This window comes from Algoriphagus algorifonticola (assembly GCF_007655305.1).
Taxonomy (GTDB): Bacteria; Bacteroidota; Bacteroidia; order Cytophagales; family Cyclobacteriaceae; genus Algoriphagus; species Algoriphagus algorifonticola.
In genome coordinates, this window is record NZ_VLOG01000065.1 from 122,402 (window position 1) to 135,981 (window position 13,580).

Genomic DNA, 13,580 nt, shown 5'->3' on the forward strand with positions numbered 1-13,580 from the left:
ATAAACAGATGAAAATAGAGCATATAGCCATTTGGGTAGAGAATCTGGAGAGCATGAAAAATTGGTATTGCCATTACCTGAGCCTTGAAGCAGGAGAGCTTTATATCAATCCAAAAAAAGGGGTTCAGTTCTTATTTTTTAAAATTCCCCAATGGTGCAAGACTGGAGCTGATGAATAGACAAGATCTGGAAAGCAGGGCAGAAGGATCAAAAATATATTCAGGCTATGCTCATATAGCTATTTCTTTAGGCTCGAAAGAAAAGGTGGATGAAATAACCCAATTTTTCAAATCTGAGGGCATTCCGATTTTAGATGGACCCAGAACTACAGGCGATGGATATTATGAGTCTGTAATATCAGATCCTGAAGGAAATTTATTGGAATTGACAGTTTAATTGAGGAAAATACCCAATTCTGGAAACCAGACGGGCAGTCCTCAGGTTATTGGAGTAGTTCTGGTAATCAATCGATAATTGAGTACCTTCGCCGTTTAAAATTGCCCATCGATTTATGAGTCAATCCACTGCTTCTCAGGAAGAATTTATTGAAATTTTTGGTGCCCGAGAGCATAATCTGAAAAATCTGGATGTCAGAATTCCCCGCAACCAACTGGTGGTGGTTACAGGTCTGAGCGGAAGCGGAAAAAGCTCCCTCGCTTTTGACACCATTTATTCGGAAGGACAAAGAAGATATTTGGAGAGCTTTTCAGCCTATGCCCGCTCTTTTTTAGGTGGGATGGAAAGACCCGACGTAGATAAAATCAATGGGCTTTCGCCTGTAATTGCCATAGAGCAAAAAACCACCTCGAAAAATCCTCGCTCCACAGTAGGCACAGTTACCGAAATCTACGACTTTATGCGATTGCTATTCGCAAGAGCCGGGGAGGCTTTTTCCTATGAAACAGGGAAAAAGATGGTGAGGCAAACAGAAGACCAGATTATCGAGCAACTTTTCTCCAAGTTTGAAGGAAAAAAACTCTTTATCCTTGCTCCGGTAGTCAAAGGAAGGAAAGGACATTACAGGGAGCTTTTTGAGCAGATCAGAAAAATGGGATTCTCCAAAGTTCGGGTTGATGGCGTGGTAATGGAAATGGTTCCCAAAATGCAGGTGGACCGTTATAAAATTCACGACATTGAAATTGTAATCGATCGTATTGTCGCTGATGAGTCCGATAGATTTAGAATCACTCAATCTCTCAAATCTGCCTTGCAACATGGCAAAGGGGTGATCATGATTCGGGATGAGGAAGGAGAAATTCATCATTTCTCCAAGTACTTGATGGATCCGGAAACAGGACTTTCTTACGATGAGCCTGCCCCTAACACTTTTTCTTTCAATAGTCCATATGGAGCCTGCCCTACCTGTAATGGGCTCGGGATTACTGAAGAAATCACCAAAGAAAGTATCATTCCCGATCCCAGTCTGAGTATTACCAGAGGGGGAATTGCTCCTTTGGGCGAATATAGAGACATCTGGATATTTAAGAAAATTGAGGCGATCCTGAAGCATTACAAATGTAGCATGAGTACGCCTATCAATAAGCTTCCTGAAAATGTGGTGGACGTCCTGCTCTACGGAGATAAGGTTGAAGTAGCTGTGGACTCGGTGAAATATCCAGGAACGAAGTGGCATACCACCTTCGAGGGAATCGTCAATTTCCTCCAAAAGTATCAGGAAGGCAGTTCTGAAAAAATTCAGGACTGGGTTTCGGAGTTTACCATCACTCAGACCTGTCCGGATTGTAATGGATATCGTCTGAAGAAGGAAGCACTGCACTTCAAAATCGACGATACGCACATCGGTGAATTAGCTCATAAAGATATCCGAGCTTTAGGAGATTGGTTTGAAGGCGTGGAAAGCCGCATGACTGAGAAGCAGCAGATCATCGGTCAGGAAGTATTGAAAGAAATCAGAAAGAGGATAGGTTTTCTCTTGGATATTGGCTTGGATTATTTGACGCTCAACCGACCATTAAGAACGCTTTCTGGTGGAGAGGCTCAGCGAATCCGTCTGGCAACCCAGATAGGTACTCAGCTTGTGGGAGTGCTTTACATTTTGGATGAACCTAGCATTGGCTTGCACCAGCGGGACAATGTCAAATTGATCAAGGCGCTACAAAGCCTAAGAGATCTTGGTAATTCGGTGCTGGTAGTGGAGCATGATAAAGACATGATGCTCGAATCCGATTTTGTGCTGGATATGGGACCGGGAGCAGGAAGACACGGCGGACATATTGTTGCATCAGGCAAGCCCGAGGAAATTCTGAAGCAAGGAGGAGTAACTGCCGATTATCTGAAAGGGAAACTTGGGCTACCAATTCCCAAAGAACGCAAAAAAGGAAAAGGCGAAAGCTTAATTCTCAAAGGTGCAAGTGGAAATAATCTGAAGAATGTAGATTTAGAAATTCCACTAGGCACTCTGACTTTGATCACCGGCGTCTCCGGATCAGGGAAAAGTACTTTGATTCATGAGACATTGTATCCCATTTTGAGGCAACATATTTATGGATCCAAAAAAGACCCCATGCCTTATGAGAGCTTCAAAGGCTTGGAGCACCTGGATAAAGTAATTGAGGTGGATCAGTCTCCGATTGGTAGAACACCAAGATCAAACCCCGCCACTTACACGGGAGTATTTTCAGATATCAGGACACTTTTTACAGAACTTCCGGAGGCTAAAATCAGGGGATACAAACCGGGAAGATTTTCCTTCAATGTCAAAGGAGGAAGATGTGAGGACTGTGAGGGTGCCGGGATGAAATTGATTGAGATGGACTTCTTACCTGATGTCCACATCCCATGCGAAACTTGCAAAGGAAAGCGCTACAATCGGGAAACTTTGGAAGTAAGATTTAAAGGAAAATCCATTTCCGATGTATTGGACATGACGGTAGAGCAGGCAGTAGAATTTTTCCATAACCAACCGAAAATCCTAAGAAAGATCAAGACTTTGAATGATGTGGGTTTAGGTTATATCACACTTGGACAGCATGCTACTACGCTATCCGGAGGTGAGGCGCAGCGGGTGAAATTGGCAACTGAGCTTTCCAAAAAAGACACTGGAAAAACCTTCTATATTCTGGATGAACCCACGACAGGACTGCACTTTCAGGATATTGAGATGCTGATGAAAGTTTTGCAAAAGCTGGTAGACAAAGGCAATACAGTTTTGATTATTGAGCATAACCTAGATGTCATCAAAGTAGCTGATTATGTGGTGGATTTGGGGCCTGAAGGAGGAAACAAAGGGGGAACTATAATCGCAAAAGGCACACCTGAGCAGATTGCGAAGAATACAAAAAGCCATACAGGCAAGTTTCTGAAAATTGAATTAAATAGCTGATTCAAGGCCAAATCAGTGCTATATTCCTTTTATCACAATCCACTGATTCCTTTTCATAGCTTCAGTATATTTGAGGTTCTATGAATAGAATTCGTTTATACTGGTTGCTACAAATTCTGGGCTGGGGAAGCATTGCTTTTGTCCAGATACTTTTTGCATCCCTTTCCTCCACCGGAATCAATCAAGTTCAGGTTTGGGGCTTTATTGTTCTTGCGGTATTTTATCTGCTTTCAACTCATTTTATTCGCTACATAATCAAGACCTACGATTGGTTCAAGTTGAGCATTCCTCAACTTTTACTGCAGTCCGTCCTGGCAATGTTGGCTCTGAGTTTAGTCAATGTGGTTGTACAGATTCTAATCAACATTGCTTTTGGAATTCTAAACCCACAGAATGACTTTCAGCTACTGGTTATTTCAGCCAACCTGTTTATAGCTTTTCTTTTTTATGCCATGTGGTTTTTGCTGTATTTCCTTTTTCACTTTCTGGACAACTACAACAATACCCTAAAATATGAGGCGAAAATCAATCAAATCCGCCTCAACCATCTGAAAAGCCAGCTCAATCCACATTTTATTTTCAACGCTTTGAACAGCGTGAGAGCTTTAGTGGATGAAGATCCGGACAAGGCGAAAAATGCGATCACGAGAATTTCGAATATACTTCGCTTCTCACTGATGATGGATAAAAAACAGACCATTGATTTTGAGGACGAACTGAATACGGTAAAAGATTATCTCATGCTAGAATCCATCCGCTTTGAAGAAAGGCTGCAGGTAGAATATCAAATTGAAGACGAGGCCTTCAATTACAAAATCCCGCCAATGATGCTACAGACCATAGTGGAAAATGCCATTAAGCATGGGATTTCTAATTTGGTAAAAGGGGGGATCATTGAGATCAAATGCAGGGAAGGACTGGAGGATGATTTGTATATCCAAGTTAAAAACAGCGGCTATCTCAAAACTCCTCCGAGCTTGAAGCCCAAAGCCGATGGAGGCCATGGGTTGAGTAATACGGTACAAAGGCTTAAGTTAATTTATGGGGATAAAGCCAGGTTCCGTATATTCAATTCCGGGAATCAATTTGTTATCACCGAAATCAAAATTCCCAAACAAAGAGTAACTTTAGAACAATAAACTGAAAAAATATGCGAGCCATAGTTATTGATGACGAAAGATTGGCAAGAAAAGAGCTGATCAACTTATTAAATCAGCTGGAAACCGTCGAAGTAGTCGGAGAAGCAGTGAATGTGGAGGATGCCAAGGAGAAGATAGATCAACTCAATCCCGATGTGATTTTCCTGGATATTCAAATGCCAGAGAAAACAGGTTTCGATTTGTTAGAGGAGCTGGATAATGTTCCTCACGTAATTTTCACCACAGCTTATGACGAATATGCACTGAAGGCATTTCAGGTAAATGCTTTGGATTATTTGCTGAAGCCTATCGAGCCCAAAAGATTGGAGGAAGCTATTCAGAGACTTTCAGGCAAAATCGAAAACCAAATCAAGCGCGAGGAAGAAGCTGCTTCAACTAACAATAAAAAATTGACCTTGGATGATCAGGTATTTGTCAAAGATGGAGACAGATGCTGGTTTGTCAGGTTGTCCAATGTAAGGCTATTCGAATCCGACGGAAATTATATTAAAGTATACTTCGACAATTTCAAGCCAATGATCCATAAGTCCTTGAATGCCTTGGATGAAAGACTGGATGAGAAGTCTTTTTTCCGTGCCAGCAGAAAGCATATTATCAACTTAGGTTGGGTCGAAGGAATCGAACCTTGGTTCAATGGAGGCTTGGTAGTCACCCTAAAAGGAGGAGACAGAATTGAGGTAAGTCGCAGACAGGCAGCACGATTCAAGGAAATGATGAGCTTGTAACTTTCATAACCAAAAAAAAGCATTTGATTTCCCGAATTAAATTCTGTAATTAGTGGAAAAGTAATTTTATATCGCTTTTTTAACCCGATACATCCACTAAAACGCATTATCTGCCAAACCCATGAAAGAAGAGCGGATTTTAATAGTCGAAGACGACCCAAGTATTGCAGAGAATATTCAGGAAATCTTAGAACTCCTTGGTTATGTCAATATAGACATTGCCAACTCGGCCAATCAGTGTATCAAGGTCATCAAAAAATATCGTCCTGATTTGATATTTATGGATATCAAATTGAAGGGAGATAAAGATGGAATTGAACTGGGGGAAATTGTAAAGCAGATGGTGGACGCACCTTTGGTGTTTGTGACATCTTATTCAGATCCTACCATCATTGAGCGAGCTAAAAGAATTGCCCCTGCAGGGTTTATTGTAAAGCCTTTCAATACTAATGATATCCACGCTATCGTGGAAATCGTGCTTTATAATAAAAGAACCAAGCCTGCTACGGAAACAGCTGCCGTAGTTGCTCCAAAAGAAAGCCCTTATTTGGTTACCGATGCGGTATTTATCAAAGCAGACAATGCATTTGAGCGTGTACCTTACGATGAGATTTACTATGTGGAGGCAAATGGAAATATGGTGACTATTTTCACGAAAAACAGAGATTATAGTATCCGCAAGTCCATGAAAGAAATTGAGGAAATTTTACCTTCCCAGTTTTTCCTTCGGGTTCAGAAGTCTTTCATCGTTCATTTGGGACAAATTGAAAGCTTTAATACCAAGGAAATTACGCTCAAGCAAGGGGCAATTGTGCAAGTTGGAAGACAATATTACAATAGCTTCTTAGCCAAGTTGAATACAATTACGGAAAGTTAAGTTTACACCCACCGACCAATTTTTAAAAATCCTGCTTCCAAAGAGGCAGGATTTTTTTTACCCTCCAAGGGTTTTAAATCCCTTGGAGGGTTTATTATCATCAAGTAATAAATCGTAAAAGATTTTAATAATCCAGGAAAATGATCCCCTTCTGATTTGATAAAATCGGAAGCAAAATCAATAATATTATCAATATACTAAGGTTAATTGGGGAAACAAATGATCTAATAATTCAGTATATTTAGCTATGGATTATCAAAAATATATCGAAATCAGAGCAGATAAAAGGTTTGGAAAGCCTTGTATTAAAGGTACCAGAATTTCTGTTTATGATGTACTAAACTGGTTATCCAATGGAATGTCAAAGGAGGAAATTCTTGCTGATTTTGAAGAGTTAAATGAAGAAATGATACATGCGTGTTTGGCTTTTGCAGCAGATAAAGAACATAAACTTCAGTTCGCCACTTGAAACTACTTTTTGATCAGAACATATCATCTAAGATTGTTAGACTTTTAGAGGAAAAATTTCCGGGTTCCACACATGTTCTTTTTGAAGGGTTAGAGAATGCTCCAGACTTGAAAATCTTTAATTTTGCAAAGAAAAATGGATATGCAATTGTCACCTTCGACTCGGACTTTGTTGATTTGAGTCTAGTAAAAGACTCTCCACCCAAAATTATTTGGCTGAGATCTGTTAATTTGACAACCACTAATACTTCCATTTCCTTTAAACAATTCCAGTAACGTTCAACATTTTTTGGAATCCAAAGAAAAATCGATTTTGGAAATAAATCGATAAAATTCAGTAAACTAAAAACAACCACTCAGATAGAATTTATTGTTCTAAGTAGAAGAATAAAGAGCAGGGAATAATCGGAAAAAATATTTTACAAAATGGGTATTCGATTACATTAAATTTAGATTTTTAGCAGGCATTATTATTTTCGATTCCGTCTTCTCATACCGCAAAATGAAAATTCCTGTTTTTTTAAGCTGGAAGGAAGATTATGTGGAGAGTATTAAAACCTCCTCAAACAATCTTCAATTAGTATACTAAGCTTTCTTTTTTGTATAATTAAAGAACGGTCAGTTTTTAAAAGAGCTTCCCAATGTTTCCCATTCTTTCGCTGGAAAATGAATTGGCAATAAATGTTAATGCATGAAAAGACTTAGAATAAAAGAGAGTATTAAATTTTTTCTTGAACGCCAGTTTGTCAAAGGAGCTTACGTTCAATTGCTGTATGTAGCAATGCTCATTGGATTGATATCGCTGATTGGAGGACTGCTTGTCTTGCCGTCTGGAGAACCCACAGGAAATCTTGGAGAAGCGGTATGGTGGGCCTTTCTACGCTTGTCTGATCCTGGATATCTAGGGGATGATGAGGGCAACTGGAGACGCTTTGTATCCACTATACTTACAGTGCTTGGCTATGTGGTTTTCTTGGGTTCAATGGTAGCCATTATTACCACCTGGATGAATACCAAAATCCGAAACCTGGAACAAGGTTTTACGCCGGTTGCAGCAAAGAATCACATTTTGATTTTAGGCTGGAACTCCAAGACAAGCTATACAGTAGGAGAAATTATTCAGTCTGTTGGCAGATTAAGAAGATTTTTGAAGTTTTATGGAGCCAGAAGACTGAACTTGATCATTCTTGCAGAGGATGTGACGCCCGAGCATGTTCAGGAACTCCGAAGCAACCCTCTGATCGGAAAAGCTGCTGATGATATTGTGCTTCGCTCCGGGATACCCATTGACCCTGAAGACCTCAAACGTGTGGACAGTCTTAATGCTGCCGCTATCATTATTCCCAGTTCTTCCTATACAGATCATGAGCTAGTTACCCCTGATGTAGAAACCATTAAAACATTATTGTCACTCAATGCTGCCGCAGAGGAGTCTTCCGGAAGTCAAAATTTCCCTTATGTGGTGGCTGAAATCCAAGATGACAACAAAATAGACGCCGCCTATCGGGCCTACTCTGGACCGATGGAGGTAATTGGGAGTAACACCATTATCAGCAGGCTGATTGCTCAAAACATACGACTTCAAGGCTTATCTGTGGTATACAATGAGCTATTGAGTCATAGCGTACACAACAATCTATATTGCAGAGAATACCCTGAAGTCAAGGGGAAAACGATTCATGACCTAAGGCCAGCATTTCCAAAGGCTGTTATTTTAGGCCTAGTGAGGTATAATGGGGAAGAACCCACACCTATGCTCAATATGAGTCCTGAATTTATACTGGAAGAAAATGACAGGCTTGTTTTTATGGCCAGAAGTTCCTCTGATATTGAACTGAAAACCAACATAGCTAATAATCCAGAGCCACCTATTCAGATCAAGGAAAAGTTGAAGGTGGAGGAGCAGTCAGGAGTTGTAAAAATCCTGATTTTAGGATGGAATTACCATATTCCAGCTTTGGTTCGGGAGCTGAGCACCTATGAAGATGAGTATTATGATATTACCATCGTGGCAGTTTATCCGAAAGAAAAGAGAGAGGCAAAGCTGGAAAAAATCAAAAGTATATCGGAGCGAATCAGGATTCAACACGTAGTAGAGGATTTTGTCAACGATAACATCCTGCAAAAGCTTGATATTCCTGCATTCGACAACATTATTTTAGTCAGTAGTGGGAGGATTTTGGAAAAAGAAGAAGCCGATGCCCGAACCATTGTGGGCTATGTCCTGCTGGAAGAGCTTTTAGAAAAGCTCAATAAAAAGCCCAATGTCCTACTAGAACTTTCAGATCCGCACAATGAGACCTTATTGAGGAAATACAAAGCAGAAGTGATTATTAGCCCTTTAATCCTAAGTAATCTCTTAGCCGGCACTGCTTTGCAAAGAGAGGTAAACAGCATTTTTAAAGAGCTATTTACTGCGGGAGGGGCAGAAATTATTTTCAGAAGTATCCAAGAATATGGCTTGAATCCTGGGCAGATTCCTTTTAGGCAATTAGAAGACAAGGCATCTGAGTTTGGAGAAATTGCTCTGGGAATATACAAACCCAATTCCTTGAAAAAGGAGCAGCAACTGATTCTCAATCCTGAAAAAAATAGAAATCTGGAGATCAGTTCGGAGGTACTCTTGGTAGTTTTGACAACGGTTTACTAGATTAAAAGGAAAAGTCCGAATAAACCTGGATTATGAATAAGAATTCGTTTGGAGAACTCAAAATGCAAGCAAATAAGGTACTTTGGAGATTGAGGAGTAGGAAATGGATTGCATAATCCGGGTATAATAACAAAAAAAGGCAGGTAAAACCCGCCTCTTTCATTTAACCAAACAATCAACCAAATTAACCCTTACGAGTTTTTCTTAAGGTCTTAAATGATAGGTGTCAATTCACTATCAGACCTGTTAATTTCATCCTCAGAGATTTGGATTATCTCTGAACCTTTTGCTTCACCGATTGAAGTAGAAGTTGGTTTAGTATATTCAAATCGGGCAGTTTGCTGTGCAAGACTGGTTTCAGTTTTCGCTTTCCATACGATTGTCAGTGCCATTAGTAAACCCAGTGCCGCACAGACATTTTTTTGGGTAAATAGTATTGCTTTCATGGCAGTAAATAATTGGTTTGTTTTCGTATGGTACCTATATGCCAAAAACTGACCCAAACTAAAAAAAGGCCTTAATTCGCTTAATTTTAAGGTTTTACTTCCTGAAGCTGTACGGTTTCGTACAGCAATTCCTCAAGTGCGGACAAAATCCCGAACAAAATTTGGTTGCACGAACAAAACCCTTTTTTAGAATCTTTTAGAAAAATTATCGAGGCCAAACCCTTCCAAGTAAAATGTTCCTCGGATCCACGATTTTATCGGGAGCAATCCCGAGGTCCTATCGTTGGATTTGCAATCCGAATAAAATCACCTCTTCAAAATTCAATCACAAACCCTTCTTCCGTCTGAACTTTGAGCCCTGAACTTTCTCTTCCACACCTACGGCATGGAGAAGTCTCATCTATCTCTTTCTACCTAGCTCTAATCCCTACGGGATTTAAATTAGCCCAAGCCGTATTTACAGAATACCTTGCCGAAGGCATACCTTCTTCAATGCTCCTCGGATCCACGATTTTATCATGAGCAATCCCGAGGCCCTATCCTAGGATTTAAAATCCGAATAAATTTAGCACTTTTAAAAGCCAAGAAGACCAGTTCCCTCAAATCAAGACATGACCGCATTACGTATATTTATCCCCGTCATACAATTAAGCTCTTTTATTGTTACATAAATTAGACCCCTCTCCGCAAAGGGAAAAAGTGGCTTCATTTCACCATGAGATAGACATAGAAATTTGAAGCAGATTTTGAGACAAGCATAATATGAGAAAACCATTAAAAATATTTCTTCTAATTTTTACCCCACTACTCATCCTCTCCATTTTATTGATGGCGATTTTGTTCAGTCACCAAGACCGCTTGGTACAAAATGCAATCCAAAGAATCAATGAACAATATGATGGATTCTTAGAACTCGAGGATTCTCATATAGCTCCTTTCGCCAATTTCCCTTATATCTCCATTGATTTGGAGAATGTCAGTTTTTATGAGTCAAAAACTAAAGACAAGCCACCTTTGTACCAGGCCTCAGATATTTATTTGGGATTCAACTTGCTGGATCTGCTTCGCGGGTATTATCACTTGGAAAAAATCAAAATTCAAAATGGTCACTTGGACGTAATCCGATATCCAAATGGAGATATCAATATCCTACTCGCGAAAGGAATAGATCAGACTTCCTCAGATTCTTTAGAGAGTGAGTTTGATTTGGACGTAAAAGAACTGCTCATTGAAAATTTTACGCTCCTTTATGAAGACCAAAATACCGGTCAGGACGTCGTAAGTAAAATAAATTCCCTTACTTCTCAAATTCAGGTTTCTGAAGAGCATTTCTATATTGATTTGTTAGGGGACTTAATCTTGGATGTGGATCAGAATAAGCAACATACTTTCTTTTCTGATAAAGCAATCAGCCTCAATCTGGAAATAGACTTCAATCAATCCACCCAAATCATAGAAATTACTCCCAGCTATATTGATTTGGAGCGTTCGAGATTTGGAGTCTCAGGAACACTTGATTTGGATGATGACTTCAATACCAACCTAAAGCTGGAGGGGCAAAAACCTAATTTTGATCTCTTTGCGGCCTTTGCTCCAAAAGAAGTAGGTAATGCCCTGAAAGCCTATCAAAATGAAGGGGACATCTATTTTATAGGAACAGTCATCGGGAAAGCAGCAAATGGAAATATGCCTGCAATTAATGTGGAGTTCGGTTGCGAAAATGCCTGGTTTCTCAATCCCGGGGTAAATAAGCGAGTAGATGACATGCGATTCTCTGGTTATTTCACCAATGGAGAAGAGCGAACTTTAGAATCTTCTGAAATTCAGTTAAAAAACTTTTACGTCCGTCCCGAAAAAGGATCCTTCCAAGGAACATTTTTTATCAAAAATTTCAAGGACCCCTTTATCAATGTGGATCTACATGCAGATCTAGATTTGGAGTTTCTTAGTGAATTCTTCAATGTGGAAATTTTGGACGAATTACGTGGAGAAGTGACTATAGATATGCACTTCAAGGAGATTTCTGATTTGGCTTTTGCATTCGATGAATCAGCACCCTTAAAAAATGGCATTGACAGTGAAATAACTGTCCGCAATTTGAGTTTCAAATTACCCAATCATCCCATCCCTATCAGTAATGCTAATATGCGAGGAGTGATGCGTTCCGGAGCAGTGGTTTTAGACACCTTATCATTCAATTTGGGTGAAAATGACTTTAATTTCAAAGGAACTTTAAGTGATTTTCCAGCAGTATTTCACGGATACAAAACCCCTGTCAAAGCATCTTTTTTGGCCTCAAGCAAAAAAATAAAGTTCAAAGAGGTTTTAGCATTCAACCCGGCTTTGGCAGATTCTACAACAGAAGAGATTTCCGATTTCTCCATCAAATTAGCATTCGAGACGACTGGAGACCAACTTTCCAATTTTGAGTATTTACCAAAAGGTGAGTTTTTTATCGAAGATTTCTACGGTAAACTAGCACACTATCCGCATACCTTCCATGACTTTCATGCAGATGTAATTGTAGATGAAGAAAACCTTGTTTTGAAGGATTTTTCAGGAGAGATAGACCAAACAGATTTTCACTTCAGTGGGCTTATCGAAAATTATCCCAAGTGGTTTCTACCCATAACCAAAGGAGAAAGCAGCTTTGAATTTGACCTAACCAGCAATTACCTTCATCCTGGTGACCTTCTGAGCTATCAAGGCAACAATTACCTCCCAGAAGAATATAAAAACGAAGAATTCAAGGATCTAAAGCTGCACGGTAAGCTTGACCTACATTATGATAGCTTGTTTCAGTCAGCGGACTTCTACTTGACAGAGTTAAGTTCGAAAATGAAGCTGCATCCCCTCAAACTGGAGAAATTCAATGGCAGGGTGCATTTTGAAGATGAGCACTTGCTCGTTGAAAACTTCTCAGGTAAAATGGGAAAAAGTGATTTTCTTCTAAACCTTACTTGGTATACCGGTCAAGACCCTGTATTACAAAAGCGAGACAATGTCTTTAAGCTGACTTCCTCCAAGCTAGACTTGGATGCTTTGATGAATTACAATGCCTCAGCAAATACCAAAACACAGCATGATTCGGCATTCAATATTTTTGAAATACCCTTTTCAGATTTCAAGTTTTCCATTACTGTCAAAGAATTGAATTATCATACTTTTTGGTTGGAGGACTTTTCATTTTCGGGAAGAATGACGCCTGACCATTTCATCTATTTGGACAATATGGAAGTGCATACTGCTGATGGGAAATTAAATGTGAAAGGTTATTTCAACGGTTCAAATCCAAAGGAAATCTATTTTTCGAGCAAGATGATTGCTGAGAAATTGGACTTGGACAAGTTGATGGTAAAGTTTGAAAACTTTGGACAGGAATACTTAATCAATCAAAATCTCCATGGAAAAATTAGTGGTACGATTGAAAGCAAATTTTTGGTTTACCCTGACTTGACTCCTATCATTGAGAAGAGCTCTGCAAAAATGGATTTGACTGTTCACAATGGAAGTTTGGTAAATTTCACTCCTCTACAAGCCATGTCTAGCTATTTTAAAGATAAAAACCTCAACCTAGTTCGGTTTGACACCCTTCAAAATACATTCAATCTCCAAAATGGAGTATTGGAGATTCCCAGTATGACGATTAATTCTAGTTTGGGCTTTATGGAAATTTCCGGGAAACAAGGTTTGGACTTGACCATGGATTACTATCTAAGAATCCCGCTAGGTCTCGTCACCAAAGCAGGTTTCCAGTCTTTATTTGGTAAAAAACAGGAAGAGATCGACCCTGAGAGGGAAGATGCCATTGTCTACAGAGATCAGGACAAGCGCATCAGATTTGTGAATCTAAATTTGACAGGAACTCCGGAAGATTATAAAATTGCCCTACAAAAAGAAAGAAATTAAAG

At 39.5% G+C, this 13,580-nt stretch carries 11 protein-coding genes; 10 read left to right on the top strand and 1 reads right to left on the bottom strand.

Features of this window, described 5'->3' with window-relative positions; all coding sequences use genetic code 11:
• The first annotated feature begins 8 nt into the window (after positions 1-8).
• The 9 genes from FL972_RS19625 (at position 9) to FL972_RS18505 (ending at position 9,223) form a co-directional block, all read left to right on the top strand.
• On the top strand, positions 9-179 hold the full coding sequence (locus tag FL972_RS19625) for a hypothetical protein (protein ID WP_250161389.1): 171 nt from the start codon (positions 9-11) through the stop codon (positions 177-179).
• Positions 172-396 carry a VOC family protein gene (locus FL972_RS19630; protein ID WP_250161390.1) on the top strand — a complete coding sequence of 75 codons (225 nt, stop codon included), beginning with the start codon at positions 172-174 and terminating at the stop codon, positions 394-396. Before FL972_RS19625 ends, FL972_RS19630 begins: the two co-directional genes overlap by 8 nt.
• A 115-nt stretch (positions 397-511) precedes the next feature.
• Positions 512-3,343 (top strand): excinuclease ABC subunit UvrA, encoded by a 2,832-nt coding sequence (uvrA, locus tag FL972_RS18475; protein ID WP_144607464.1) that lies wholly within the window; start codon positions 512-514, stop codon positions 3,341-3,343.
• 80 nt (positions 3,344-3,423) lie between these two features.
• The gene (locus FL972_RS18480; protein WP_144607465.1) at positions 3,424-4,482 is read left to right on the top strand and encodes a sensor histidine kinase; all 1,059 of its coding nucleotides are present in this window, start codon (positions 3,424-3,426) and stop codon (positions 4,480-4,482) included.
• Positions 4,483-4,493: 11 nt separating this feature from the next.
• On the top strand, positions 4,494-5,228 hold the full coding sequence (locus FL972_RS18485; protein WP_091651629.1) for a LytR/AlgR family response regulator transcription factor: 735 nt from the start codon (positions 4,494-4,496) through the stop codon (positions 5,226-5,228).
• Between the two features lie 121 nt (positions 5,229-5,349).
• A complete protein-coding gene (locus FL972_RS18490; RefSeq protein ID WP_091651632.1) occupies positions 5,350-6,105 on the top strand; it encodes a LytR/AlgR family response regulator transcription factor in 756 nt (251 codons plus the stop codon).
• Between the two features lie 247 nt (positions 6,106-6,352).
• The gene (locus FL972_RS18495; RefSeq protein WP_144607466.1) at positions 6,353-6,574 is read left to right on the top strand and encodes a DUF433 domain-containing protein; all 222 of its coding nucleotides are present in this window, start codon (positions 6,353-6,355) and stop codon (positions 6,572-6,574) included.
• Positions 6,571-6,849 carry a DUF5615 family PIN-like protein gene (locus FL972_RS18500; protein WP_250161391.1) on the top strand — a complete coding sequence of 93 codons (279 nt, stop codon included), beginning with the start codon at positions 6,571-6,573 and terminating at the stop codon, positions 6,847-6,849. Before FL972_RS18495 ends, FL972_RS18500 begins: the two co-directional genes overlap by 4 nt.
• A 415-nt stretch (positions 6,850-7,264) precedes the next feature.
• Positions 7,265-9,223, top strand: a complete 1,959-nt coding sequence (locus FL972_RS18505; protein ID WP_144607467.1) for a CASTOR/POLLUX-related putative ion channel — start codon at positions 7,265-7,267, stop codon at positions 9,221-9,223.
• Positions 9,224-9,435: 212 nt separating this feature from the next.
• On the opposite strand, the gene FL972_RS18510 is transcribed toward FL972_RS18505, so the two are convergent.
• Positions 9,436-9,669, bottom strand: a complete 234-nt coding sequence (locus FL972_RS18510; protein WP_144607468.1) for a hypothetical protein — start codon at positions 9,667-9,669, stop codon at positions 9,436-9,438.
• Between the two features lie 762 nt (positions 9,670-10,431).
• Between FL972_RS18510 and FL972_RS18515 the strand changes: the two genes are divergently transcribed.
• Positions 10,432-13,578: an AsmA family protein gene (locus FL972_RS18515; protein WP_144607469.1), complete on the top strand. Its 3,147-nt coding sequence runs from the start codon at positions 10,432-10,434 to the stop codon at positions 13,576-13,578.
• Positions 13,579-13,580 lie beyond the last annotated feature (2 nt).